Source organism: Methyloversatilis sp. XJ19-13 (assembly GCF_024580155.1).
Classification (GTDB): Bacteria; Pseudomonadota; Gammaproteobacteria; order Burkholderiales; family Rhodocyclaceae; genus Methyloversatilis.
Genome location: NZ_JANINH010000001.1, coordinates 233,928 through 256,793 on the forward strand (window position 1 = coordinate 233,928; position 22,866 = coordinate 256,793).

At 66.3% G+C, this 22,866-nt stretch carries 26 protein-coding genes; 15 read left to right on the plus strand and 11 right to left on the minus strand.

From position 1 onward, the window contains the following. Positions 1-65 precede the first annotated feature (65 nt). From NMQ14_RS01220 to NMQ14_RS01240, 5 genes are all read left to right on the plus strand, one after another. The gene (locus tag NMQ14_RS01220; protein WP_257093203.1) at positions 66-191 is read left to right on the plus strand and encodes a transposase; all 126 of its coding nucleotides are present in this window, start codon (positions 66-68) and stop codon (positions 189-191) included. Between the two features lie 191 nt (positions 192-382). Beyond that, positions 383-853 (plus strand): DUF1851 domain-containing protein, encoded by a 471-nt coding sequence (locus tag NMQ14_RS01225; RefSeq protein ID WP_257092736.1) that lies wholly within the window; start codon positions 383-385, stop codon positions 851-853. Between the two features lie 137 nt (positions 854-990). Beyond that, positions 991-1,302, plus strand: a complete 312-nt coding sequence (locus NMQ14_RS01230; RefSeq protein ID WP_257092737.1) for a type II toxin-antitoxin system RelE/ParE family toxin — start codon at positions 991-993, stop codon at positions 1,300-1,302. Further along, a complete protein-coding gene (locus NMQ14_RS01235) occupies positions 1,286-1,600 on the plus strand; it encodes a DNA-binding transcriptional regulator (protein ID WP_257079639.1) in 315 nt (104 codons plus the stop codon). Before NMQ14_RS01230 ends, NMQ14_RS01235 begins: the two co-directional genes overlap by 17 nt. A gap of 164 nt (positions 1,601-1,764) precedes the next feature. Beyond that, the gene (locus tag NMQ14_RS01240) at positions 1,765-1,920 is read left to right on the plus strand and encodes a hypothetical protein (RefSeq protein ID WP_257092739.1); all 156 of its coding nucleotides are present in this window, start codon (positions 1,765-1,767) and stop codon (positions 1,918-1,920) included. Between the two features lie 11 nt (positions 1,921-1,931). Here NMQ14_RS01240 and NMQ14_RS01245 read toward each other — a convergent pair whose 3' ends face one another. Together NMQ14_RS01245 and NMQ14_RS01250 are read right to left on the minus strand one after the other, a co-directional pair. Beyond that, a complete protein-coding gene (locus tag NMQ14_RS01245) occupies positions 1,932-3,653 on the minus strand; it encodes a hypothetical protein (RefSeq protein WP_257092741.1) in 1,722 nt (573 codons plus the stop codon). Continuing rightward, positions 3,650-4,435 (minus strand): PEP-CTERM sorting domain-containing protein, encoded by a 786-nt coding sequence (locus NMQ14_RS01250; RefSeq protein WP_257092743.1) that lies wholly within the window; start codon positions 4,433-4,435, stop codon positions 3,650-3,652. Before NMQ14_RS01250 ends, NMQ14_RS01245 begins: the two co-directional genes overlap by 4 nt. A gap of 301 nt (positions 4,436-4,736) precedes the next feature. On the opposite strand from NMQ14_RS01250, the gene NMQ14_RS01255 reads away from it, so the two are divergent. The 3 genes from NMQ14_RS01255 to NMQ14_RS01265 all read left to right on the plus strand — a co-directional run bounded on the left by NMQ14_RS01255 (position 4,737) and on the right by NMQ14_RS01265 (position 8,193). Further along, on the plus strand, positions 4,737-5,252 hold the full coding sequence (locus tag NMQ14_RS01255; RefSeq protein ID WP_257092745.1) for a hypothetical protein: 516 nt from the start codon (positions 4,737-4,739) through the stop codon (positions 5,250-5,252). Between the two features lie 172 nt (positions 5,253-5,424). Continuing rightward, positions 5,425-7,071, plus strand: coding sequence for an NAD(P)/FAD-dependent oxidoreductase (locus NMQ14_RS01260; protein ID WP_257092748.1), 1,647 nt, complete (start codon positions 5,425-5,427; stop codon positions 7,069-7,071). 228 nt (positions 7,072-7,299) lie between these two features. Continuing rightward, positions 7,300-8,193, plus strand: a complete 894-nt coding sequence (locus NMQ14_RS01265) for a helix-turn-helix domain-containing protein (RefSeq protein WP_257092750.1) — start codon at positions 7,300-7,302, stop codon at positions 8,191-8,193. On the opposite strand, the gene NMQ14_RS01270 is transcribed toward NMQ14_RS01265, so the two are convergent. After that, positions 8,165-9,847: a hypothetical protein gene (locus NMQ14_RS01270; protein WP_257092752.1), complete on the minus strand. Its 1,683-nt coding sequence runs from the start codon at positions 9,845-9,847 to the stop codon at positions 8,165-8,167. The genes NMQ14_RS01265 and NMQ14_RS01270 overlap by 29 nt on opposite strands. A gap of 149 nt (positions 9,848-9,996) precedes the next feature. Here NMQ14_RS01270 and NMQ14_RS01275 point away from each other — a divergent pair, with 149 nt between their 5' ends. Then, positions 9,997-10,827: a creatininase family protein gene (locus tag NMQ14_RS01275; RefSeq protein ID WP_257092754.1), complete on the plus strand. Its 831-nt coding sequence runs from the start codon at positions 9,997-9,999 to the stop codon at positions 10,825-10,827. Between the two features lie 16 nt (positions 10,828-10,843). Here the strand turns inward: NMQ14_RS01275 and NMQ14_RS01280 are convergent, their stop codons facing one another. Next, positions 10,844-11,710: a GTP cyclohydrolase II gene (locus tag NMQ14_RS01280; protein WP_257092755.1), complete on the minus strand. Its 867-nt coding sequence runs from the start codon at positions 11,708-11,710 to the stop codon at positions 10,844-10,846. Positions 11,711-11,990: 280 nt separating this feature from the next. Between NMQ14_RS01280 and NMQ14_RS01285 the strand changes: the two genes are divergently transcribed. Together NMQ14_RS01285 and NMQ14_RS01290 are read left to right on the plus strand one after the other, a co-directional pair. Further along, complete coding sequence (locus NMQ14_RS01285; protein ID WP_257092756.1) at positions 11,991-12,179, plus strand: hypothetical protein; 189 nt, start codon at positions 11,991-11,993, stop codon at positions 12,177-12,179. 91 nt (positions 12,180-12,270) lie between these two features. After that, positions 12,271-13,128 (plus strand): RibD family protein, encoded by an 858-nt coding sequence (locus tag NMQ14_RS01290; protein WP_257092757.1) that lies wholly within the window; start codon positions 12,271-12,273, stop codon positions 13,126-13,128. Here NMQ14_RS01290 and NMQ14_RS01295 read toward each other — a convergent pair. The 5 genes from NMQ14_RS01295 to NMQ14_RS01315 are packed head-to-tail and all read right to left on the minus strand — an operon-like array spanning position 13,068 to position 17,430. Then, positions 13,068-14,027 carry a lysylphosphatidylglycerol synthase transmembrane domain-containing protein gene (locus NMQ14_RS01295; protein WP_257092758.1) on the minus strand — a complete coding sequence of 320 codons (960 nt, stop codon included), beginning with the start codon at positions 14,025-14,027 and terminating at the stop codon, positions 13,068-13,070. The genes NMQ14_RS01290 and NMQ14_RS01295 overlap by 61 nt on opposite strands. Next, positions 14,024-14,941 (minus strand): hypothetical protein, encoded by a 918-nt coding sequence (locus NMQ14_RS01300; protein ID WP_257092759.1) that lies wholly within the window; start codon positions 14,939-14,941, stop codon positions 14,024-14,026. Before NMQ14_RS01300 ends, NMQ14_RS01295 begins: the two co-directional genes overlap by 4 nt. Then, on the minus strand, positions 14,938-15,999 hold the full coding sequence (locus NMQ14_RS01305; protein ID WP_257092760.1) for a glycosyltransferase family 4 protein: 1,062 nt from the start codon (positions 15,997-15,999) through the stop codon (positions 14,938-14,940). Before NMQ14_RS01305 ends, NMQ14_RS01300 begins: the two co-directional genes overlap by 4 nt. Further along, positions 15,996-16,394 carry a 6-carboxytetrahydropterin synthase gene (locus NMQ14_RS01310; RefSeq protein WP_257092761.1) on the minus strand — a complete coding sequence of 133 codons (399 nt, stop codon included), beginning with the start codon at positions 16,392-16,394 and terminating at the stop codon, positions 15,996-15,998. The genes NMQ14_RS01305 and NMQ14_RS01310 overlap by 4 nt, the downstream gene beginning before the upstream one ends. Positions 16,395-16,428: 34 nt before the next feature. Further along, positions 16,429-17,430 (minus strand): zinc-binding alcohol dehydrogenase, encoded by a 1,002-nt coding sequence (locus NMQ14_RS01315; RefSeq protein WP_257092763.1) that lies wholly within the window; start codon positions 17,428-17,430, stop codon positions 16,429-16,431. Between the two features lie 158 nt (positions 17,431-17,588). On the opposite strand from NMQ14_RS01315, the gene NMQ14_RS01320 reads away from it, so the two are divergent. Together NMQ14_RS01320 and NMQ14_RS01325 are read left to right on the plus strand one after the other, a co-directional pair. Then, positions 17,589-18,326: a CDP-alcohol phosphatidyltransferase family protein gene (locus tag NMQ14_RS01320; protein WP_257092766.1), complete on the plus strand. Its 738-nt coding sequence runs from the start codon at positions 17,589-17,591 to the stop codon at positions 18,324-18,326. Between the two features lie 38 nt (positions 18,327-18,364). Next, positions 18,365-18,976 carry a YceI family protein gene (locus tag NMQ14_RS01325; RefSeq protein WP_257092768.1) on the plus strand — a complete coding sequence of 204 codons (612 nt, stop codon included), beginning with the start codon at positions 18,365-18,367 and terminating at the stop codon, positions 18,974-18,976. Between the two features lie 30 nt (positions 18,977-19,006). Here the strand turns inward: NMQ14_RS01325 and NMQ14_RS01330 are convergent, their stop codons facing one another. Together NMQ14_RS01330 and NMQ14_RS01335 are read right to left on the minus strand one after the other, a co-directional pair. Beyond that, the gene (locus tag NMQ14_RS01330; RefSeq protein WP_257092770.1) at positions 19,007-19,756 is read right to left on the minus strand and encodes a PEP-CTERM/exosortase system-associated acyltransferase; all 750 of its coding nucleotides are present in this window, start codon (positions 19,754-19,756) and stop codon (positions 19,007-19,009) included. Between the two features lie 60 nt (positions 19,757-19,816). Beyond that, positions 19,817-20,638: an outer membrane lipoprotein-sorting protein gene (locus NMQ14_RS01335; RefSeq protein WP_257092772.1), complete on the minus strand. Its 822-nt coding sequence runs from the start codon at positions 20,636-20,638 to the stop codon at positions 19,817-19,819. Between the two features lie 54 nt (positions 20,639-20,692). On the opposite strand from NMQ14_RS01335, the gene NMQ14_RS01340 reads away from it, so the two are divergent. Next, positions 20,693-21,442 carry an ABC transporter ATP-binding protein gene (locus NMQ14_RS01340; RefSeq protein WP_257079318.1) on the plus strand — a complete coding sequence of 250 codons (750 nt, stop codon included), beginning with the start codon at positions 20,693-20,695 and terminating at the stop codon, positions 21,440-21,442. Positions 21,443-21,465: 23 nt separating this feature from the next. After that, positions 21,466-22,842, plus strand: coding sequence for a DUF1302 family protein (locus tag NMQ14_RS01345; protein ID WP_257092774.1), 1,377 nt, complete (start codon positions 21,466-21,468; stop codon positions 22,840-22,842). Positions 22,843-22,866: the final 24 nt, after the last annotated feature.

Sequence of the window (22,866 nt, forward strand, 5' to 3'; positions counted from 1 at the left end):
GACTCCGAGCACGGCAAGCGGGATGAAAGGCGCGCCTTGCCGGGGTCGAACCGCTGTTCGGCAACCTGCGGCACAACAAGCGGCTCGACCGCTTCACGCTGCGTGGGCGTACGAAGGTCGATGGACAATGGAAGCTCTATTGCATGGTGCACAACATCGAAAAGCTTGGGCACCATGGCTACGCGAATTAGGTAAGCTGGCGGGCGGGAAGCGCCCCGATCGGGCCATGCAGAAGTCGCCCTGTAAAGGGCGTCAGGAGACGAGGATGAAACCGCTGAAACGGGATTGATGCGATGAAGAATGAATTCAAGCCGGCAAGCGCCGGTCGCAGCAACTTGCCCCGGGATGGGGTTTTTCTACAGCGTCGTTAGGCGTCATTTGCATGAACATCAACGACTACCTCATTGATCAGCGCAGCAAAGACTGGCCACAATTGCTTTCGGGCTGGGGAGGGAGCATTCCGGAGTCATTTACGCTCTGGCTCGTCAACCGCTTCGGCGATGCGTTTCTAGTAGTTGATGACGGATCGGTTCACATGCTCGACGCGGGTGCAGGCCAGATTTCTCGCGTTGCCGATAGCCGCGATCACTTCGCGGAACTCCTCGACCGTGATGACAACGCAAACAACTGGCTCATGATCCCACTCGTGGACAAGTGCGCTGAGGCATTCCCCCCGCTACAGGAATCGCAATGCTACGGGTTCAAGGTTCCGCCAATGCTCGGTGGCAAATACACGCTGGACAACGTCGAACCGACGGACTTGAGCGTCCACTATTCAATACTTGCGGATATTCATCGCCAGACCAAAGACTTGCCCGATGGGACGCAAGTGAAACTCGTGGTGACGGAATGACGCCTAACACCTCGCTGGAGCGGACGCGTGGACGATAAAGTGCCAAGCTCATGTGAACGCGTGCGCGCCGCTCAGCTCAACCGTTGGGCATCTCGGCGGCGGTAGCCAGCTATGCGCTTTAGGAGTACAGTCCGCACATGCTCACAGTCGCCGAAACGATGCTCTTCCAGAAGCAGTGGCCGCTGTACTGGACAGAGGAAGAACGCGGTGCATTCGCTGCGTACATCGCGGGACACCCAAACGCCGGAGACGTCGTGCCCGAGTCCGGTGGCATCCGCAAAGTGCGGTGGGGGCGAGCAGGTTCGGGCAAGTCTGGCGGTGTGCGGGTCATCTACTTCACGCGCACCGTGGAAGGTGAGGTCGTCTTACTCACGCTTTACGCGAAGTCCAAGACAGACAACCTCACGGGTCCAAAGCTCAAGGAGATTCGCCGTGCCCTCGAAGATTAAGCCGCTGGCCCCCGCCGAGTTGGAGGCCTATGAAGCGCAGCGCGATTTGGCTGCGGAGTTGTTGCAGTCGGTGCGCGAAATGAAGGCTGGGCAAGTCCGTGTCGTGTCGTCGCCAGTCATTGAGGCGCGCAAGAAAACCGGGTTGTCTCAGTCGCAGTTCGCTGCGCTCATGGGCGTGTCGGTTCGCACTTTGCAAGGGTGGGAACAGGGCCGCAAACAGCCCAGTGGAGCGGCTCGGACGTTGCTCTCTATCGCAAGTACAAATCCGAAGGCGTTACTCGCTGTCGCCGGGAAATAAGCCATGCCCGGCAAGCAGAGGCCCAACCCATCATTCCACCGGACCTGTCGCGGCAAGCCGCGCCAGGCCGGTGAATTCAGACGTTGAGGCTGTAGAAAAACCCGCTTAATCGTCCGTTTACATGCCGTTGTTATGATCGGTCATCGCTTCCACGGAGCCCTGCGATGCCGCGCTTCAAGACGCCCGACTACGGGCTGAAGATGATTCCGGTCGATTTCGCGCAGCAGGTGGGTCAATTCTGGGTGGTCGTCAACACCGCCCACCGCCCCGCGAAAATGGAGCTTGTCCGCAGCCGAAGGCGGTTGTCGATGCAGCTCTGACGCCAACCGCCTCAACCGCTCGACCGACACCTGAAACTCACCACCAGCGCCAATCCTGCCGCGAACAGCGCATGGGTCGCCGGCTCCGGAACCGGCGCGGCCAGACCCGTGACTTCGATTGCCAGCGAGTGGTCGGCGTAGTGCAGGGCATAGGTGTAGCCGGCGCGCCCCGCTTCGCCCGCGGTGGAGAGCGCGAAGGCGCCGCTGCGCGCGCCGAAGGTCATCAGTTCGAAGGTGTCACCGAGTGCGGGCAGGAATCCGTCGGCGAAGCGGACTTCGAGCAGGCCGTCGAGACGGGCATCGCCGGCGACGGCAAACGGCCCCGCGAAGCCGCCTAGATCCACCGCCAGCGTGCCGTCGGCGGTCTGCTGGAAATCGACGGCCGCAGACACCCGGCCGGACTTCAGCACGAGGCGGCCCTCATTGATGAACTCGCTCATGCTGAATGCAAATTCGCCGGTGCCCGTATCGCGCTGGACGATACCCTGATTGATGAACCGCCCGGGGCCGAAGATGCCACCCGTGCCGGTGGGCGTGGCGTCGTTGGTGACCCGCAGCGAGGCGCCGGACAGCACGGTCAGCGTGGCGTCATTGCCGACGCCGAGCCCCACATTGCCTTGCACCGCGGTATCGCCGCCCAGTTCGACCAGCCCCGAATTGACGATGAAGTTGCCATGAAGGTCCAGTCCGTCGGCAAACCGTGTGCGGCTGCTCGCGCCGCCGATGACGAAACCGATGCCGTCGACCCGCGCCCGGTTGAGGACGGTCACCTGCCCCTGCGGCAGGAAGTTCGCGCTGTTGAAGCGCAGGTTCCGGATGCTGCCGTCGCCGCTCCATACGCCCTTGGCACCGTTCTCCAGCGTGATCGTCCCGTCGAGCGCGAAGCGGGAGGCGTCGACGGTGAAGTCGTGGAACTGGGAAAAGGTGACGTTTCCCGCACCGGAGAGAGTGTTCGCGAAGCTGTGCGCGCCCGAGAAACGCAGTTCCGCGCCGGCATCGACCGAGAAGCTGCCTGCATGCGTGAGCGTATCGAATCCGCTGATGAAGGACAGCACGCCGGTGCGGTTGCGCACCGCGCCCTGATTGCCGCCGCCGCGCAGGAAGATTTCGAATGTGCCGCTGCCGGCTGTACGGTCGATGGCGCCGTCGTTGATCAGGCTGCTCTGCACGGCAAACCGGTCGCCCGACCGGATGTCCAGGGTCGCGCCCGATGCGATGTGCACCGGCACGGCGCCAAACAGGATGCCGACGCCGCCTTCGATGATCGAGGTGCCCTGCAGTTCGACCGCGCCGGCGTTCATGCCCACCAGCCCGGGTGCCGTCAGGTGCAGGCCTTTCCGGAAGGTCCACGTGCCGCTCGGGATCGAGCTGTCCACATGAATGACACCACCGCTCCAGTTGAAGGTGTCATCGAAGGTGGCGTCGCCCCTGACCAGCAGCGAGCCCCCGGCATGTTCGAACGGCGATTTCGCGAGCAGGCTGGCGACGGTGTAGCGGGACAGGGGGGAGGACGGCGCTCCCGGCAGCTGCCGCACGATAGCGACAGCGCCGCCGAGATCGACCGTGACGTCGTCGGCGTCGGTCGGCAGCACCCCGCCGGGCCAATGGGCCGGGTCGTCCCAGAAGCCGTCTCCGGGCGTGGTCCACGTGACATCGGCGGCCAGCGCCGCCGAACCTGCCGCCTGGAGCAATGCGATGGCCAACACGCGCAGCAGCCGGTTTGCTGTGGTCATTTCGAAGGCCCTGCGTCGACGGTGCGGTCAGGCTGATCCGGTGCCGCCGGCGTAGCCCGTGTCCTCGAGCCTGCTTGCCGCCGGCGCGCCGCCCACAGTCCCGCCGCGCCCGCCGTCGCCAGCAGCAACAGTGCGTCGGGTTCGGGTACCGGCGCGGTCGGGCGGTTGTCGAAGGTCGCCGAGAAGGCGAGGTCGGTTCCGGCCGTGAATCGCCAGGGGGAGGCGAGTGCGGTATCCAGATCGGCAAATGCCGACATCGGAATGTTGTACGCGCTGCCGGCGAGGTCGCTGTCCGACGTGGCCAGCCGCAGCCGCGAATCGTCCGGGATCTGCAGCTCGAAATTGTTCGCGAACAGAAACATCATGTAGGTGCTGCCGGCGATGATCGCCGCATCGACCTCGAACTTGTACAGCTCGAACTGCAGTGCCGACGTGACCGGAACAGTGATCTCGGCGCTGCTGTACAGCGTCGGGCCGATGATGAGGCGGGTGAGCGGGTTGTACTGCACCAGATACGCCTGCATCACGACCGGCACCGGATTCGTGTTGCCGCCCTGGATTGCGTCACTCAGCAGGAAGGTAAAGTCGATGAGGCGGTTGGTGCCCGTAGGTGCGACGAAGAACTGGCCCCACGCGGAGAACCCGGAAGAGCCGAAGTCGCCGATGCTGGCGCTGCCGTTCCACGACGGCAGGGTGCTGACGACGATGGGCGCGGCGGGTGCATCGCGCACTGCGCCCGCGAGGGTGAATGCAAGGAAGGCCATCAAGGTGATCGACTTCATTTCGGCATCTCCGGCGGCATAAGGAATGGTGATCGATGCCGCCAGTTTTTGTGCAGCGGATCGTGCAGGTACCCGGTCGTCACGGTGCCCGGATCGGGGCCGAGAATGCGCCATGCCTGCTGTGTATATTTTGTTCAGAGGACGTACTGCAAGGCAATACGCATATGTTCGTATGGCGTTGACCACCGAGGCCCGTGCAGAAGCCTGACTGTGTTTCGCGCATTCGCTCCTTCTGTGTTCCCGTTGCAGTGGCGCTCCACGTCATAATCCGGATTCCGTTTCGTTCAATCGTGGAGGCGCTGTGATTGGTCGTCTGCTCTGTTTGCTTTGTCTGGGCTGCCTTGCCTTGCCGGCCCGCGCCGCGCCGCCCGAGGTCGATGCAGGTGGGTTCATGTCCATGGAAGAGATCGACTATGCCCACGTGTTCACGCCGCAGCGGATCGTGGCCGTGATCGAACTTGCTTCACGTCAGGATCCGGCGTTCGCCGAAGCCGATCTGGCGTGGAAGGCCGCCGAGTTCGCTGGCGTGCCCAAGGTCGGGCCCGAGCGTGTCGCGTGGGGAAAGAATGCGCACTGGCCCGACGCGATATGGAACAAGGAAGAAACGCTGGTTGCCGTGGCGTTCGTCATCGGCCAGCTCGGGCAGGTGCAGACCATCCAGGTACTGGTCATCAAGGGACACGAAATAGAAGATTCGGCGGTGCGCTACGTGCGTTCCCGCGTCGGCGGTTCGACCTTTCGCCCTGCGACAATCGAAGGAAAGCCCGTTAACTACGCGCAGCTGAGCCTCGTGAAGTTCGTCCGCCGAAAGCGCTGAACGCATCATCGCCGCCCGTTTCGTTCAAGCAATCGCCGCTTTTGTTCAAGCCTCGCGGCGCGCTTGTCTCTACAGTCGGGCTCCAATGGCATTCGTCCGGCGAGACGGTTAGTCTTGCACCACCCGCGGCGCGCCAGTGACCGGCTCGCAGACCCATAAAAGAGGAGACAAGATGAATACATCGACCGTGGCTGCCAAGGCAACCGAGGCGCAGGGCAAGGTGACGACTTTCGACGCGGTGGTGATCGGCGCCGGCGTGGCCGGCATGTACCAGCTGTACCGGCTGCGCCAGCAGGGCCTGAACGTGGTGGCCATCGAAGCCGGTTCGGCCGTCGGCGGCACCTGGTACTGGAACCGCTACCCCGGCGCGCGCGTCGATTCGCAGGCCTACATCTATCAGTACTGGTTTTCCGAAGAACTGGCGAAGGAATGGAACTGGAGCGAGCGCTTCCCGGCCCAGCCGGAGACCGAGGCTTACCTGAACTTCATCGCGGACCGCTGCGACCTGCGCAAGGACATCCGCTTCAACACCCGTGTCGTCGGCGCACGCTTTGATGAGGCGACGAACCGCTGGCATGTCCGCACCGATTCCGGTGAAGTGCTCGACGCAAAGTATTTCGTGTCGTGCGCCGGCATGCTGTCGGCGCCGCTGACCTCGACCTTCCCGGGGCAGGAAACCTTCAAGGGCCCGATCTTCCATACCGCACGCTGGCCGAAGGAGCCGGTGCAGCTCGCCGGCAAGCGCGTCGGCGTCGTCGGCACCGGCGCGACCGGCATCCAGGTCATCCAGACCATTGCGAGCCAGGTCGGCCACATGAAGGTGTTCCTGCGTACGCCGCAGTACATCATCCCGATGCGCAACCCGAAATATGGCGACAGCGACCGCGCGGCGCAGAAGGAAGGTTTCCACGACATGCGCAAGCGTGTGCAGGGCACCTTCGCCGGTTTCGACTACGACTTCGCCGGCGACAGCTTCTACAACATGACGCCGGAAGCGCGCCGCGAACTGATGGAGAAGGTGTGGGCCGACGGCTCGCTGAGCTTCTGGCTCACGCTCTATCCGGAAATGTTCACCGATCAGAAGGTGAATGACGAGGTTTCGGAATTCGTGCGCGAGAAAATGCGCGAACGCATCAAGGATCCGGTGCTGGCCGAAAAGCTGATCCCGACCAGCTACGGTTTCGGCACCCACCGCGTGCCGCTGGAAACGCAGTTCCTCGAAGCCTTCCTGCGCCCGAACGTCGAGATCGTCGACGTGAAGGCCTCGCCCATCGTGTGCGTGACACCGGAAGGCGTGAAGACGGCCGACGGCAAGCTCCACGAGCTGGATGTGCTCATCCTGGCCACCGGTTTCGACGCCGGCACCGGCGCGCTGACCCGCATGGACATCCGGGGTCGCGGCGGCCGCTCGTTGACCGAAGACTGGAACAAGGACATCCGCAGCACCATGGGCCTGATGGTGAACGGCTACCCCAATCTTTTCACCACCGCCGCGCCGCTGGCGCCGTCGGCGGCGTTCTGCAACATGACGACCTGCCTGCAGCAGCAGGTCGACTGGGTGACCGACTGCATCAAGTACATGGAAAGCCATGACCTGAAGGTGATCGAGCCGACGAAGGAAACGGAAGACAAGTGGGTCGAGCACCACGACGAGATTGCCAACGCGACGCTGGTGACCAAGACCGACTCCTGGTACATGGGCTCGAACATCGAAGGCAAACCGCGCCGCCTGTTGTCCTACATCGGCGGTGTCGGCACCTATCGTCAGAAGTGTGACGAGGTGACGGCGTCGAACTACGCCGGGTTCAGGATGCAGTAAGGCGTCGCCGGTCGCGTACGTACGGAACGGGGGCCTTTCGGGTCCCCGTTTTCATGTCGGCAGCGGCACGCAATCGCCGCGACCCGGTCACAGCCGGGCCGGCGACGCTCTGGTAAGCTCGATCCGGGGAATGCATGGCGTCGGCACGTGTCGAACGCGGAAGCCGCCCCGACAACACCGTTCAGGGCAGGCGATCGGCCGCACCGGACCGGCAGGAGGAGAAAATCGATGGGACGCGCCATCACACCGGAAGAGCTGCTTGACTGGGTGCCCGGAACCGTACTGTCGTCGAGCGACAAGCTCGGCTGGAAGGGCGTTTCCCACCGGGCCTATCATTACACCGGGCTGGACGTGGCCATCCCCCCGCTCGATCACTTCATGGTCGTGCGCTACAGCGCTGGCCAGACACCCATGAACCGCTGCTTCGACGAGCGCTGGTCGCGCGCGCACTGTGCGCCGGGCGACGCATCGCTGCTGACGATGTCGCAGGCGTCGCACTGGCGCTGGACGCATGATCTGGACGTGTCGCACGTCTACCTGTCGAACACGCTGATGGATCGCGTGGCCGGCGAGGTGACCGAACGCTCGGTGGCCGAGGTGAGGCTGCGTGATGTGTTGTGCGCGAAGGACCCGACGCTGGTCGCCATCACCGACGCCATCACCAGTGAGGCGAAGCAGAACGGCATGGGCGGCCCGCTGTACGTCGAGGCGCTCGGCACCCAGCTTGCGGTGCACCTGCTGCGCAACTACGCCGATGTGCGCTTCCGTTCATCGAACGATCCGGGGCGATTGTCGTCCGCCCAGCTGCGGCGCGTGCTCGATCTGATCGAATCGCGGCTGCACGAGGCGCTGACGCTGGAAGACATGGCGGAAGCGGCTGGATTGGGCGTGTGCACCTTCAGTCGACGGTTCCGCGAAACCCAGGGGCGCGCCCCCCACGCCTTCGTGATCGACCAGCGTGTGAAGCGGGCGCGCGAACTGCTGACGATCGGCGATCTGGCGGTGAAGGAAGTTGCCGCCTCGTGCGGGTTTTCGGATCAGGCGCACATGACCCGCGTGCTGCACGCCCGGCTCGGTCTCACTCCGGCAAAACTCAGGGCGTCCGGGCGTTCGGCCGGCTGAAGTCGCCGGCAAATGCGTCGATCAGCGTTTGCGTCAGGCCATGCATCTGCCCGATCGCCGTCACGTCGGGCTGCAGCCCGCGACGGAATCCGGCCTCCTCCAGACGCGCCAGCAAGGCCCCGTCGGTGCCGATCACATGCACCGGCACCTCCCATGACGCATTTGGCCCGGTGACACCGCCGATCGGCTGGTGGTCGCCGATCACGATGAGCAGCATGTGCCGGGGCGCCTCTTCACGCAGCCAGCGGGTCAGCCAGTCGAACTGGTAGTGCATCGCGTCGATGTAGGCCGGCGTCGGGTCGGTCCATGACACCGGCGCAGTCAGCGCCCGGCTGACGTCCTCATCCGAGAACGCGTCGGCCGCGAGCAGTCGCTGCGGGTTGGCCAGATACGGCGGCACCGGCCGGAACGGCGCGTGCGTGGTGAGCGTCGGGAACACGATGAAGCGTGGTGTGCGCGGCACGGACGGGTCGGCGCTGCGCAGCGACACGGTGCGCAGGCCGGGCTCGGCGTCCGGCAGCTCCTGTTGCTGCAGCAGCGCGACCGACACCTGATCCGGAATGCGCCAGTAGCCAAAGGGCAGGCCGGCGTAGCCGGTGTTGTCGGCGTCTGCTAGGCGGTCGAAACCGTAGAAGGCACCCTCGGGCCAGGGGCGCTGCAGGCCGGGCATCCAGCCTATGGTGCGGTAGCCATGCTGCGCGAAGTGGCTGACGAGCGTGGGTCGCTGCGTGGTCAGCAGCAGCGCGTAGTCGTCCGGGTCGTGCGTGTCGATGCCGGACAGCAGCGCCGCGTGCGCCAGCCAGGATGCACCGCCGAAAGTGGGCGAAGTGACGCGCGCCGACACGACCTGCCGGCCGCTGGCGTCGAGTGCCTGCTGCAGCGCGCGGCGCCGCTCGGCCAGCGCCGCGGCCAGTTCCGGCCGGTCGAGCGTGATCGCGCCATAGGCTTCGGCGAACAGCACGAACACGTCGGCACCGCCGAGCGCGGCGATGTCGCCGTCGAACGCCGGCCCTGCGCCGAGCTGTCGTTCGCCCGCGCTGCGCGACAACGCGCGGCTCAGCAGGGTGGCCTGCGCCGCCACCATCGTGCCGACCGGCGGCGCGAACATCCGCTGCAGGTCATGGTGGGCAATCGACGCCGCGCCGTGCGTCAGCAGCACGGCGCTGCCGAGCGCGGCCAGCGGTAACTGCCAGCGTGGCGTGGCGGCCGCCGCGGATATTGCGCGCACGCAGGCGCGCACCAGCATGAACAGCAGTGCCAGCCCGGCGCAGGTGGCGAGCAGTACGGCGGCAATCTGCCAGCCGGCGGCGAATTCGCCACCCATGCGGGCCAGCTGCCACAGGTGCCGGCCATCCCACCAGGCATTGACCGGCCGGCCGAGCAGCGCCGGAATGGTCACGTCGATGTAGTGCAGCAGCACCCACAGACTGGCGAGCGCGGCGACGACGCCGGTCACGCGCGCCGACACGGCGCCGCGCCAGTGCGCCCACAGCACCAGCGCAAGCAGGCCGGCGAACAGGTCGACCGACAGACGTGCCTCCGGCCGCGGCCAGGCGCCCGGCCACAGATTGCCGAACGCGAGCAGCGCGTTGAGCACGATCAGCGCAAGCAACAGTCGAAGAAGGCTTTGAAGCGGCGCGGTCGGGTGGGGCATCACTGGGCTCGGGCCTCGGGGGCTCTGATTTCGTGGCTCACGCTGCGTGGTCGGGGCAGCAGGCGTGGTGCAGATTTCGCTGTCTTGTCGGACCGCCCGGTAGTATCGGGCCGGACGGGCAGCGACAGGGCATACAACGGAGACACGGCATGGCAGACGGTGCAGGGGAAGGGAAGTCGGGCGAAAGCCCGTGGTGGCAGGACCTGACGCCGCAGCGTATAGCGCGGTGCGCCGCACGCGATGGCGTGGCGCTGCTGCCGCTGGCGGCGATCGAACAGCATGGCGAGCACTTGCCGCTGAGCACCGATCTCGATATCGCGAACGGACTGGTCGCGGCAGCCCTGCCGCGTGTGCGCGCCGATGTGCCGGTGTGCGTGCTGCCGCCGCTGGCGGTCGGGCTCAGTCTGGAACACACCGGTTTCGCCGGCACCCTGAGCCTGAGCCCGGAAACCGCGCTTGCCGTGCTGGGCGAACTGGGCGACAGCGTGGCGCGCGCGGGTTTCCGCCGCCTGGTGCTGTTCAACAGCCATGGCGGCAACAAGGCGCTGGTCGATCTGGCCGCGCTGAAGCTGCGTGCCGCACACGGCATGCTGGTGGTGCGCGCCAATTACTTCCGCTTCGCACTGCCGTCGGGCGTGCTCGATGCAGACGAACTTCGTCACGGCCTGCACGGCGGCGCGCTGGAAGCGTCGATGATGCTGCATCTGGCCCCGCACGCGGTGCGCCGCGAGGCGCTCGGCGACTTCCGTAGTCTGGGCGCGCGGATGGCTGCCGACGGCTGCCTGCTCGGTCCGGAAGGGGAAGCGGGTTTCGGCTGGATGGCGCAGGACCTGCACGGCTCGGGCGCCGCCGGGAACGCGCAGGACGCCAGCGCCGCACTGGGCGCCCGGCTGGTCGATCACTTCGCTGCCCGGCTGGCGCAGTTGATCGACGAGGCGCACGACTTCGATCTGGCGCAGCTCAAGCCGGCGCCGCACTGAGCCGCCCAGCATGTGCTCAGGCACGACCCGCGCCGTCGGCCAGCGGCCGCATGCCGAGCAGTTCGCCCAGGCTGTGTCCCTGCCGGCGCGCCTTGGTTTCCAGGTAGCGCTGGTTCTGCGACGTCAGGTCGCCATAGATTGCCTGCCGCGCCACCACATTGATGCCGGCATGGCGCAGCGCGTCGATCTTGCCCGGATTGTTGGTCAGCAGCAGCACGCGCGATACGCCCAGCTGGTCGAGGATCTGGTGCGCAATGCGGAAATCGCGTTCGTCGTCGCCGAAGCCGATGACCTGGTCGGCGTCGATCGTGTCGAGGCCGTCGTCCTGCAGCGCATAGGCGCGCAGCTTGTTCGCCAGGCCGATGCCGCGCCCTTCCTGCGACAGGTAAAGCAGCACGCCACCGCCCTGCGCATTGATTGACGCGACGCCGCGGCGCAGCTGTTCGCCGCAGTCGCAGCGCAGGCTGCCGAACAAATCGCCGGTCAGGCAGGACGAATGCAGCCGCACCGGCACCGGCTCGGCCCAGTCGTCAGGATCGCCGATGACGATGGCGACGTGCTCGCGCAGGCCGTCGGCTTCGCGGAACAGCACGAAGCGGGCTTCGTCGGCGTCGGCCAACGGTATGCGTGCTTCGCTGATGCGCGCCAGTACGCCATGCCCGCCGTCGCATAGCGCGAGCACGTCGGGCGTGCTGACCGACAGCAGGTTGCCGCTGGCGATTTCGGCGGCGACCAGCGCGGCGCGCGCCGGCAGCACCGGAAAGGCGACGGCCGCCGGCAGCAGCTGTGCGCGTCCGAGCAGGCGCAGCGCAGCCGCGGCAGCCGTGCCGGCCGGGGCGCGCCGCCGGCCGTCCGGCCGCCGGGCGGCGCGCGCCCGGGGCACCCGGCGCAGCACCGCGCGGGGGGGGACGCCCGGCGGCCGGACGGCCTGCGGCGCGCGCCGGCAGCACCGGACAGGCGACGGCCGCCGGCAGCAGCTGTGCGCGTCCGAGCAGGCGCCGCGCAGCCGCGGCAGCCGTGCCGGCCGGCGCGCGCCGCAGGCCGTCCGGCAGCCGGGCGTCGCGCGCACTGGCCAGCCGGCGCAGCAGCGCGCTGTCGGTCACGCCGGTCGACGTCAGCGCCTGCGCCTCATCGCTGATAAGGTGGCCGAGTGATGCCAGGCGATGGCGCGACAGCACCAGTTGCGGCACGCTGCCGGTCAGCAGCTGCGCATCGGCCAGCGCATCGTCGGTCAGTGCTTCGACCGGCAGGATCAGAGTGTCGCTGCCGAGGTCGGCCAGCAGCACCGGGACGCCGCGTCGCAGGTCAAACAGGGCTCGTTCGGCTTGGCGCATGTCGTGTTTCCGATTTGATGTTGGATTCGATATCGATGTTGTCTGAAGGCGCTCGTTGCCCGTCCGTTGTCGTGTCGAGGCAGTCACCCCATGAAGGAATGCTTTGCGGATGTCGCTGACCGAAGTCGCCGAAGATGAAGCATGGGCCCTCGTCCTTCAGGCCCGTTGCGTCGATTGGTCCGCAATCGGGCTGACAAGTTTCCGTCATGAGCATGTCACGCTCGACGTGGCGCCGGGCGGCGGGTGGACGAGCACCCCGCCGGCCGGCCCCGCTGCGGCGGCGCTGTTCGACATCTTTCTGCCGCTGGTGGCGCGTTGCGCGCCGCTCGCCATCGCGCAGATCGGCCAGAGCCTGGACGGACGCATCGCCACCGACAGCGGTCATTCGCACTATATAAATGGCGACGAGGCGCGTCGTCACCTGCACAGGGTGCGTGCCGTGGTCGATGCGGTCGTGGTGGGCGTCGGCACGGCGGATGCCGATCAGCCGCAACTGACGGTGCGCCATGTCGCCGGGCCGCATCCGGTGCGCGTGGTGCTCGATCCGCGCGGGCGCGCGCAAAGCAGCGGACCGTTGTTCGACCAGGCGGATGCGCCGACGCTGCATGTGGTCGCAGCCGGTCAGTGCGCCGATGTGTCCGCCGCCGGGCACGTCGAGCGCGTCGAGCTGACCACGGATGCAGACGGATTCGCGCCGCAGTCGGTGCTCGCGCTGCTCGCGTCGCGCGGCCTGAAGCGGGTGCTGATCGAAGGAGGCGGAGTGACCGTGTCGCGCTTTCTGCAGGCCGGCGCACTCGACCGGCTGCACGTCATGGTCGCGCCCTTGCTGATCGGCTCCGGCCGACCGGGTCTGACCTTGCCGCCGATCGGCACGCTCGACGAGGCGCTGCGGCCGCGCTGTCGCAGCTATGCCTGCGGCAGCGACACGCTGTTCGATCTGGAACTGGACGCGATGCGGGCGCGCTGACGCAGCAGAACGAGCGCGCCGGGCAGGCTGGACAGCAGCACCACCAGACCGTACGTCACGGAAATCGCCACGCCCTGCGCCGGGTCCAGCCCCGCAGCCGCCCAGATCAGGGCGGCTGCGCCTTCGCGCACGCCCCAGCCGGCGACCGACAGCGGGATCGCCATCGCGAACAGCACCCAGGGCACCAGCGGCCACAGATCGGCCGTCGGCAGCGTCACGCCGATCATGCGCGCACAGCATATATATATGGTGATGTAGCTCAGCACGACGCCCGCCGACGCCACGAGCTGCACCGGCCACACGTTGCGCGCCAGCAGGCCGCGCCCGAGCACGGCAGCGATGCGCCCGGACAGCTGACCTCGGCGGCGCAGCAGCACAGCCACGCCCACCGCCACCACCAGGGCGCCGGCCAGCAGCGCGCCGATGATCCCGCTGCCGGGTCGACCGTCGATGGCTTGCGCCAGCGCGGACCGCAGCGGCACCGATGCGGCCAGTGCAGCCAGCGCGCACAGCAGCAGCACGCACTGGCCGGATGCGCGCTCGATCACCACCGCCTGCCAGGCGGCATGGCCGGCATCCAGATCCCGCGCATGTCGCCAGGCACGCGCGGCATCACCAGCCACGCCACCCGGCAACACCTGGTTCAGAAAGGTGGCCAGGTAGTACTCGGCGTACGCCTGCCGCCTGCCCAGTGGCGCGCCCAGGCGCGTGGCGGTGTAGCGCCAGCGCCAAGCCGAAAGCGCCACCTGCGGCACGCTCAGAAGGATGGCGGCGATCAGCCAGCCGGGCGATGCGCCGCCGATGGCCGCGCCGATCGCTGCGCTGTCCAGCGTGACGGCGAGCCCGATCAGCAGCGCGGCACCGATCGCATAGCGCCAGAGGAGGCGCCCCTGGTTCATGTGCGGACACCCGGCTCGGCGTACAGATCGAAATGGCCGACTTCGATCCGGGTCGAATCGCGCGCCAGCGCCAGTTGCCGGCGCGCGTGCCAGGCCTCGATGCGCGCGGCGGCATGCGGGCATTGTTCAGCGGCTGCGCCGCGCCAGCCGTCGAGCAGGGCGGCCGCGAGTGCGCGCTGGCCGGCGTCGTCGGTGTGCAGCAACCAGGGACTGTCGGCCAGCGTGACGCGATAACCCTGCGCCTCGAGCAGCGTGGCCAGCCGCGGCGCGGCGCGCGCGCCGAGTGCCGGGCCTGACGTCCTGACCGCACCATCGCCTGCACCGGCGCCCTTGTGTCTTTGCTGGTGTGCATTGAATGCGGTGCGCACGAAGGCGTCATCAGGATCAGCCGCCTCGCCATCGTCGATCGCCCAGTGACCATCGACACTGAGCGTGATCAGCACCGCGCAGCCCGCATCGGCGCAGGCGTCGGCGAAGCGGACCAGCCAGCCTTCGTCGACCAGATCGATCAGCGCCGAAGCGCTGACCAGATCGCTGCCGGCGAAGTCGTCTTCGGCCAGCATGTGCAGTGCGCGCAGCAGCGTGTCGACCCCGACCTGCCGGCCGTCGCCGTCGCACAGCGCGCCGCAGCTGCCTTGCGCCAGCTCGAGCAACGCCGGGTCGTGATCGACCAATTGCCAGTGCTGCGGTCCGGGCAGCCGGGGCGCGAGGTAGTGCGGATTGGCGCCGCTGCCGCTGCCCAGATCGATCAGTCGCAGCGGCCGGCCGACCCGGCTGCACAGCCAGTCGTGCGCCAGCCGGTTCAGCCGGTCGGCGCGGGCGGCGGTGTCGGCCGGGCGGCGCAGAGCGAGCCAGCCGGCGTCGAAAACCGTGTCCGGGTGCGGTACGTCGAGGCGCCGGGGCGGGGCGCTCATGCGGCGTGGTCCTCCATGGCAAGCAGGTTCCGCAGTGCGGCGGCGAAGGCGTCGCCGGCGGCGGTCCAGTCAGGCAGGTCGGCGCGCCGGGCGCGTGCGGCTGCGCGCAGCGCGTGGCGGGCCGACACGTCGCCGATCAGGTGGCGCAGTGCGGCCGCCAGAGCCGGGGCGTCACCCGGAGGTACGGCGACACCGCTGCCCGGCGGCAAGGTGTCGGCCAGCGCGCCGCCAGTCGTCGTGAGCACCGGCAGACCATGTGCCAGCGCTTCGGTGATCACCATGCCATAGCCTTCGTAATGCGACGGCAGCACGAACAGGTCGGCCGCCCGCCAGGCGGCGGCCAGTGCGGCGTCGCTGCATTCGCCGTGCAGGCGGATGCGCGCGTCGAGACCGGCGGCGGAAATCTGCGCGGCCACCTGCGCTGCATGGCTCGGCGTACGCGTGGTCGAGCCGATGCAGTCGCAGGTCCAGTCGAGGTCGGCGACCGATGCCAGCGCCGCCACCAGTACATCGTGGCCCTTGCGCGGCGTGATCGTGGCGACGCACAGCAGGCGCGGCGGTTGCTGGTCGGCAGCGGCCAGCGGCGCGGCATCGACGCCCGGCTCGACGACGGCGAGCGGTCTGCCGCCGACGCCGTACCGGGCCAGCCGGCGCGCGGTGAACCGGCTGCTGGTGACGATGCCGGCCATGTGCGAGAGTGCTGCGCATTCGCTGTGCAGCAGGGCGCTGCGCCGGTCGGCGTCGAGACCGGTCTCGTCGGCCAGCGGATGGTGGATCAATGCGATCAGGCGCAGCCGCCCGGCGTGCGCTGCCGCGACGTCGGGCATGCCGCCCAGTGCCAGACCGTCGATCACCACGGCGCTGCCGTCGGGCAGTGCGGCCAGCGTGCATTGCAAAGCACGGCGCGCCGTGTCGTCGGCGTCCGGGAAGCGGCCGGGCAGGCCGGTCACCTCGACTGTCCAGCCGCGCGCGCGCAGCGCGGCCACGATGCGTGCGTCGTAGCGGTAGCCGCCGGTGTGCTGCGCCGGGTCGCCCGCGACGATGAAATGCAGCGTCACAGATCCGCTTCGTAGCCGGCCCAGGCAACGTGCGATTCGTGCAGCGTCACCTTCAGCCGGTCCAGCCCGCGACCACTGTCGCCCAGCCGGCCGTCGCGCGTGGCGGCTGCGATGCGGTCGAACACCACGCGTGCCATGAATTCGGTGGTGGTGTTCTTGCCGCTGAACGCCGGCTCTTCGTCCAGATTGCGGAAGTTCAGGTCGGCCAGCACGTCATGCAGCACGGTGCTGGCGAGTCCGATGTCGATCACCAGCCCGTCGGCGTCGAGTTCGGCGCGCTGGAAGCACACGTCGATCAGATAGGTGGCGCCGTGCATGCGCTGCGCCGGGCCGAAGATTTCGCCCTGGAAGCTGTGCGCAATCATGATGTGGTCGCGGACGGTGAGGCTGTACATGGGAGATCCTTGGTGTAAGAAACAGGGCTGGATGTCAGGTGGCCGGGTAGCGGATGCGGTGGCACAGCACACCCGCGCCATCCGCGGCCAGCGCGGGCATCAGGTCGGGAAGATCGGCGAAATCGCTTTCGCCGCTGATCAGGATATCCAGACTGTGGTCGACGAGCAGCGACAGCGCGAGTTCCATGCGCCGCCGATAAGACCAGCGCGGCAGCCGCGCGGGTGGCAGGTGACCGACCTGGCTGGAACGCAGCGTGAGGCGCTTTGCGTGGAAGGCTTCGCCCAGTGGCAACGCGACCGCCTGCTGACCGAACCAGCTCATTTCGATCACGGTGGCTTCGAAGCCGGCGATCGCCAGCGCGCTGCGCAGACCGGCGGCGCTGCCGCTGGCGTGAATGACCAGATCGCACTCCCGGCCGCATTCGGCCGTGTCCGGCGCGCGCAAGGCGAGGCCGAGCGCCGCGGCCGGCGCGGCGCGACCCGGGTCGATATCGATCAGTACGACCCGGGTGCCCGGGATGCGCGCGCACAGCCAGGCGACCAGCGTGCCGACCACGCCGGCGCCGATCACCGCGATGCGATCGCCGACCGAGGGCGCGGCGTCCCACACCGCGTTGATGGCGGTTTCCATATTGGCGGCGAGTACCGCGCGCGCAGCCGGCAGGCCGTCGGGCAGCGGTACGACCGCGTCGACGGGCACCACGTAACGCTGCTGATGCGGGTGCAGGCAGAACACGGTGCGGCCGTGCAGCGCGGCAGCCTGTTCGCCCCTGCCGTCCTCGACAATGCCGACGCTGATGTAGCCGTACTTCACCGGCCCCGGGAAGTCGCCTTGCTGGAACGGCGCGCGCATGCGCTGGTACTCGCTTGCCGGTACTTCGCCGCGGAATACGAGGCTTTCGGTGCCGCGGCTGATGCCGCTGTACAGCGCGCGCACGCGTACTTCACCGGCGCGCAGCACTGGCAGCACTTCGGTGCGCAATTCGCCGGTGCCGGGCGCGACGGTCCAGAATGCGGACGTGGGGTCGATGGACATGTCAGTTGGCATGGTTTTTCATCGTGAGCGAACGATTAGGTGCTTCAGGGTATCGAAACGCAAGTGGAAGTATGCAGGCCGATGGACGTGTCGCCACCACCGGAAGGTTGCACGGCGAATGACATGCAGTCCTCCGGACAGCGTTAAGGGAGATCGGCTTGGCAGCAGGACTGGGTAATGCGCGACCGCTGGACGCGGTGCCATCGATGTGGGTGGATCTGCTGACGGGTGGTGCGTTGCTCGCCATCCTTGCAGCCGTCCTCACGCATGCGCTTGATCTGCCGCTGCGGGTCGGTGGTGCTGCACTTGGTGTGTACGTGGTGATGGCGGCACTGCTGCTGCGGCACAGGCCGGACAGACGCCGGCCGCTGGGCGCGGCGAACCGCGTGACACTGTTCCGCGCGCTGCTGGTGGCCGTGCTGGCCGGCACGCTGGCGAGCCCGGCTGCGCTTGCGGCGCAGGCGACGCCTTTCGCCATGCTGGCGCTCGCGGCGCTGCTGCTCGACGGCGTCGATGGCTGGGTCGCCCGCCGTTTCGATTCGGCCAGCGAGTTCGGCGCGCGCTTCGACATGGAACTCGACGCCTTTTTGATCGCAGTGCTGTGCCTGGCGCCGGTACTGCTCGGCAAGGTCGCGCCCTGGGTGCTGGCGATCGGCGCGATGCGCTACGCCTTCGTCGCCGCGATGCCGGTCTGGCGCTGGCTCGATCGCCCGCTGCCGGACAGCCTGCGCCGCAAGACGGTGTGCGTGGTGCAGGTGGCCTGTCTGCTGGTGTGCCTGCTGCCGGCCGTCGATGCGCGCACCACTGCCGCGCTGCTCGGCAGCGCGTTGCTGGCGCTCGCGACATCGTTTTTCATCGACATCCGCTGGCTGTATCGGCGGCGGACACACGCATGACTTCGTCGGATTTCCGACTCCAACCGGGAGGGCTTTCCATGAAAACGATGCATCCGCTGCTGCAGCACCTGTACCGTCCGCTGCTCGTCGCGCTGGCCTGCGGCACAGTCGCCACGGCTGCACAGGCCGAGCCGCGCACCTATGACATCGATCCTGATCACTTTTCGATCGGGTTCGGGGTGGCCCACATCGGCTACGCGGACATCCTCGGCCTGTTCCTGAAGGGCAAGGGCAGCTTCGTCTATGACGAACAGACCCGCAAGCTGAGTTCGGGCCGCGTCGTGGTGTCAGCCGAAAGCGTGTTCAGCAATCACAAGGCGCGCGACAACCACATCCGGGAAAACGACTTTCTGGATGCGAAGCAGCATCCGGACATCGTGTTCGAAGCGACGGGATACGAAACGACCAGCCCGACCGCCGGCAAGCTGGCCGGCAAGCTCACGCTGCTCGGCCAGACCCGGCCGGTCACTCTGGACGTGACGCTGAACAAGGCGGCCAGTTATCCGTTCGGCCACAAGAAACACACGCTGGGCATTTCGGCGCGCACGACGATACGGCGCAGCGAATGGGGCATGACCTACGGCGTGGAAAAGGGGCTGGTCGGCGACGAAGTGGCGCTGACGTTCGAGCTGGAAGCGATCAGGCAGTAGCGGGATTGCCGCCTGCTGCGTGACCTCGATTCAGGCAGGCTCGCACGCGTACTGGCGCGACATGTCCTGCTTCATCTGGTCGTACAGCGGCTGCATGAAGGCCGGCAGGTGCGCCATCAACTCGGTGCGATAGATGACCGAAGGCACCCGTTTGCCGCGGTGCTCGATCGCCTGGCCGATCAGGTGGATGCGGAAACCGAGCGCCGACAGGTGTCGCGCCAGCCGTGCTTCGGTGAGCGTGAACAGATGTTCGATGCCGTGCAGTTCCGCCGCCACGAGCAGGCCCAGATACAGGCCGACCGGTATGTACGGGAAGCGCGGCTGATCGCGCGTGCCCATGTCTTCTTCTGAAATCGCCATCGGGCTGCCGCTGTCGCCCTTGCGCTTGCGGTAGTCGGACAACACCGCGAGGCGCGAGATCTCGACCATGGCGCGTCGATCCACCCGCGCCGGATCGATGATCGACCGATCTATGGCGTCGGTGCAGAGCTTTTCGAACGGCAGCAATTTCTCCGGCGCATCCGGGTCGCACCGGACCAGCCGGACACAGCCCACGATGCGGCCGTGTGCCTGCGCACGCAGCGCGATGTGCAGTGAGCGCGCATCGTAGCCGTCGGATTCTTCGTGTTTCTGATTGGTGTTTTCGTAGCCGAGTTCTTCGCAATACACCGCGTGCCGGACGCGAAATACCTCATGCTTGAGTTCGTCGCTGACGGCCGCTTCCACCGAGAAATACTTGGCGAAATTATCTTTTAGGTTTCCGACTTCGAGCAGAAACATGATGATCTGACCACGAAAGACGACGCTGGATGCGTTCCGCGACGTGACGGCAGGATGCGGCTACTCCACCTTCTTCAGATATTCCTTTGTGAATATCTTGTCCGGGAGTTCGCGCAACTGCAATGCACTGTATTCAAGCACAGATTGGTCACCTTCCCTGAGGGCATCCTGCATAGTCAGGCGTGTCGGACGCAATTTTCCGCCCAAGGTCTTGTATTCGTCGTACACGCAGGTTTTCAGCAGCTTTCCGGAGAGCGAATAAAACTCGGCCTTGTGTGGTGCGCCATTGCTCGCCCGGACCCAATAAAGCACGCGTGCGTATGTCACCGAGCGATCCACGGCCGTGAGCTCCAGTGCCTGGTGATCGACGCCGTCGATCTTCTCTACGCCGATCAGTCTGGGAGTGTAGTCACCGGAAAAATTGGCACGTGCCAGGTCACCGTTGGCCACCTGACCCGTCAGCCGCTGGGCGAGCGACAGGCGAACAGGCTGCGAAACGGTCGGAAGGAATGCCCACAGGTCACGTTCCTTCATCAGCAGTATCTGCCCGCGCTCGGAAGCCGGTTCGATGGTCTGGATGATCGTGTTGCTGCTGCCCTTGGACAGGATCCTGAACTTGCGGAATTCTTCGCCGCTCGCGCTGTTTGACGTGATGCTGACTTCGACCTGGAAGGCCTCGCGCGGGAAGCGGATCGAGTCCGCCTTTTCAACTATACTCGCGGCATCCTGAGCAAAGGCAGGCTGGGCAACAAGAAATGCCGAACCAAGTGCGACCGAAGCGAGTATGCCTCGCGCAAGCGATGCCAGGCGATTCGGGACTGCTGCAGAAAGCAGGAAGCATGTCGGCCGTGCAGCCGGACGGATGCAGGAAAGCAATGCCATTCGTGATGTCTCCAGTGGCGGGCGTTCCGCCCTCAACTCTAGCCGGGCGTATTGATGAATAACGTCGTCCAGATCCGGAACGTGAGCCGCAGTTATATGCTGGGCGGCCAGCTGGTGACCGCATTGAAGAATATCACGCTCGATATTGAGGACGGCGTGTTCATCGCCATCGCCGGCCCGTCCGGTAGCGGCAAATCGACCCTGCTCAATCTGATCGGCTGCATCGATACGCCGACCAGCGGGCAGATACTGATCAACGGTCAGGACGTGTCCGGTCAGACGCCCGATCAACTGGCGGGTCTGCGCGCGCGCACCATCGGTTTCATATTCCAGACCTTCAATCTGCTGCCGGTTCTCACTGCCTACGAAAACGTCGAATATCCGCTGCTTCAGTTGCCGGAAGTCGGCAAGGAAGAACGTGACCGCCGCGTCCGCTATTTCCTGGACGTGGTCGGACTGGGCAAAAAGATGAATAATCGGCCGAATGAATTGTCGGGCGGCCAGCGCCAGCGCGTGGCGATCGCCCGTGCGCTGGCCGTGCAGCCCACCATCGTGCTGGCAGACGAACCCACCGCGAACCTTGATCGCAAGACGGGTGACGCCATTCTTGAATTGATGCGTGAGATCAACCGTACCTTGAAGACAACCTTCATTTTTTCCACGCACGACAAGCGCGTCATGTCGATGGCCGACCGTCTGGTCCGCATCGAGGACGGCGAATTGACCGCACTGGGCGTACAGAAATCTCCGGGTGAGTGGTCGTATGTCAAGCCGCCCAAGCCGGCTGCCGACAAGGCGGCGTGATGATGTCACGAGTCATGCCCCCCATGAAGCGGAACGTGGTCCTTCCATTGCTGGCGGTCGCACTGCTTTCTGCATTTCCCCCGGCGCGCGCCGCAGATCCCCTGGATGACCTGTTCCTCGACGCGCCGGCTTCAGACACGCCGGCGAAGTCGGAAGCAGGCAATGCATTGCCTGATCTGGGCGAAGCGTCAGCGCCCGCGACTTCCGGCTGGAAGGGTTTCACGCAGTTTGAGCTGGCCCGTACGGTCGCCGGCGAAAGTCACTGGTCGAAGGCGCGCTGGCGCAACGAGCTGGGGCGCAGCGGCAGTTTCGGGCAGGGCATCAAGTGGAAGGCCTTCGGCCGCGTCGATTACGATTTCGCTTATGGTTGGGAAGACGACTTCTACAACGCGAATGTGCGCGACGACAAGCGCAGCGAGTTCCAGTGGCGCGAAGTGTTCGTCGACGTGCCGCTCGGCAACATGGAACTTCGACTCGGACGCCAGCACATCGTGTGGGGCGAGATGGTTGGCCTTTTCTTTGCTGACGTCGTATCGGCCAAGGACACCCGCGAATTCTTCAACCCCGAATTCGACCAGCTGCGCATTCCGCAGTGGGCCGCGCGCGCCGAGTACTTCATGGGCAACGTGCACGCCGAAATAGTGTGGATACCCTACGTCAGCGTCGACAACATTGGCCGTTTCGGCGGCGACTACTACCCTGTCCAGCCCGAAATCCCGGGGCTGACAGCCGTGTACAACGATCAGGTGCGACCGGATCGCAAGTTGAGCAACTCGAACTACGGTCTGCGCGTGAGCACGCTGGTCAAGGGCTGGGACCTGTCGGCCTTCTATTACCGCAGCCTCGACGTCAACCCGACTTTCGCCCGTCAGATCGTCGGTCCCACTGCGATCTATACGCCTGAGCATGACTGGATACATCAGTACGGCTCCACGCTGAGCAAGGACTTCGGCAGCGTATTGCTGCGCGCCGAAGGCGTGCTGACGCTGGATCGTCGTGTGCCAACGTCGTTGCCCGGCGCGGATGGCCTGGTCAAGCAGAACATGGTCGACTACGCGGTCGGCCTCGACTTCCCGCTCGAGAACGAAGCACGTTTCAACGTCCAGTACTTCGAGCGTTATCACAACGATCGCCCACCGGAACTGCTGGCGTCCAAGCGCGAGAACGGCATGTCGCTGCTGTACCACCACAAGTTCGGCGAACGGGTGGAAGGCGAGGTGCTGTGGGTGCAGTCGCTGGTGCGCAACGACTACATGTTCCGGCCAAAGGTCATCTGGCGCGTGCAGTCGAATCTGCGTGCCATGTTCGGCGCGGATCTTTTCGGCGGCAACTCGAACGGCTTCTTCGGTCGGTATGGCGAATCGGATCGCTATTACGGCGAAATGCGTTACAGCTTCTGAGCGCTGACCGGATGCGGTGCCGGA

Excerpts from the sequence above, each read along its gene's own strand:
- NMQ14_RS01325 (WP_257092768.1), top strand. The coding sequence starts at position 18,365 with ATGAAAACGATGCATCCGCTGCTGCAGCACCTGTACCGTCCGCTGCTC.
- NMQ14_RS01310 (WP_257092761.1), bottom strand. The coding sequence starts at position 16,394 with ATGTACAGCCTCACCGTCCGCGACCACATCATGATTGCGCACAGCTTC.
- NMQ14_RS01285 (WP_257092756.1), top strand. The coding sequence starts at position 11,991 with ATGGCGCGACAGCACCAGTTGCGGCACGCTGCCGGTCAGCAGCTGCGC.
- NMQ14_RS01330 (WP_257092770.1), bottom strand. The coding sequence starts at position 19,756 with ATGTTTCTGCTCGAAGTCGGAAACCTAAAAGATAATTTCGCCAAGTAT.
- NMQ14_RS01340 (WP_257079318.1), top strand. The coding sequence starts at position 20,693 with ATGAATAACGTCGTCCAGATCCGGAACGTGAGCCGCAGTTATATGCTG.
- NMQ14_RS01260 (WP_257092748.1), top strand. The coding sequence starts at position 5,425 with ATGAATACATCGACCGTGGCTGCCAAGGCAACCGAGGCGCAGGGCAAG.
- NMQ14_RS01345 (WP_257092774.1), top strand. The coding sequence starts at position 21,466 with ATGAAGCGGAACGTGGTCCTTCCATTGCTGGCGGTCGCACTGCTTTCT.
- NMQ14_RS01265 (WP_257092750.1), top strand. The coding sequence starts at position 7,300 with ATGGGACGCGCCATCACACCGGAAGAGCTGCTTGACTGGGTGCCCGGA.
- NMQ14_RS01275 (WP_257092754.1), top strand. The coding sequence starts at position 9,997 with ATGGCAGACGGTGCAGGGGAAGGGAAGTCGGGCGAAAGCCCGTGGTGG.
- NMQ14_RS01230 (WP_257092737.1), top strand. The coding sequence starts at position 991 with ATGCTCACAGTCGCCGAAACGATGCTCTTCCAGAAGCAGTGGCCGCTG.
- NMQ14_RS01270 (WP_257092752.1), bottom strand. The coding sequence starts at position 9,847 with ATGCCCCACCCGACCGCGCCGCTTCAAAGCCTTCTTCGACTGTTGCTT.
- NMQ14_RS01225 (WP_257092736.1), top strand. The coding sequence starts at position 383 with ATGAACATCAACGACTACCTCATTGATCAGCGCAGCAAAGACTGGCCA.
- NMQ14_RS01315 (WP_257092763.1), bottom strand. The coding sequence starts at position 17,430 with ATGTCCATCGACCCCACGTCCGCATTCTGGACCGTCGCGCCCGGCACC.
- NMQ14_RS01300 (WP_257092759.1), bottom strand. The coding sequence starts at position 14,941 with ATGAGCGCCCCGCCCCGGCGCCTCGACGTACCGCACCCGGACACGGTT.
- NMQ14_RS01245 (WP_257092741.1), bottom strand. The coding sequence starts at position 3,653 with ATGACCACAGCAAACCGGCTGCTGCGCGTGTTGGCCATCGCATTGCTC.
- NMQ14_RS01240 (WP_257092739.1), top strand. The coding sequence starts at position 1,765 with ATGCCGCGCTTCAAGACGCCCGACTACGGGCTGAAGATGATTCCGGTC.
- NMQ14_RS01335 (WP_257092772.1), bottom strand. The coding sequence starts at position 20,638 with ATGGCATTGCTTTCCTGCATCCGTCCGGCTGCACGGCCGACATGCTTC.
- NMQ14_RS01250 (WP_257092743.1), bottom strand. The coding sequence starts at position 4,435 with ATGAAGTCGATCACCTTGATGGCCTTCCTTGCATTCACCCTCGCGGGC.
- NMQ14_RS01295 (WP_257092758.1), bottom strand. The coding sequence starts at position 14,027 with ATGAACCAGGGGCGCCTCCTCTGGCGCTATGCGATCGGTGCCGCGCTG.
- NMQ14_RS01290 (WP_257092757.1), top strand. The coding sequence starts at position 12,271 with ATGTCGCTGACCGAAGTCGCCGAAGATGAAGCATGGGCCCTCGTCCTT.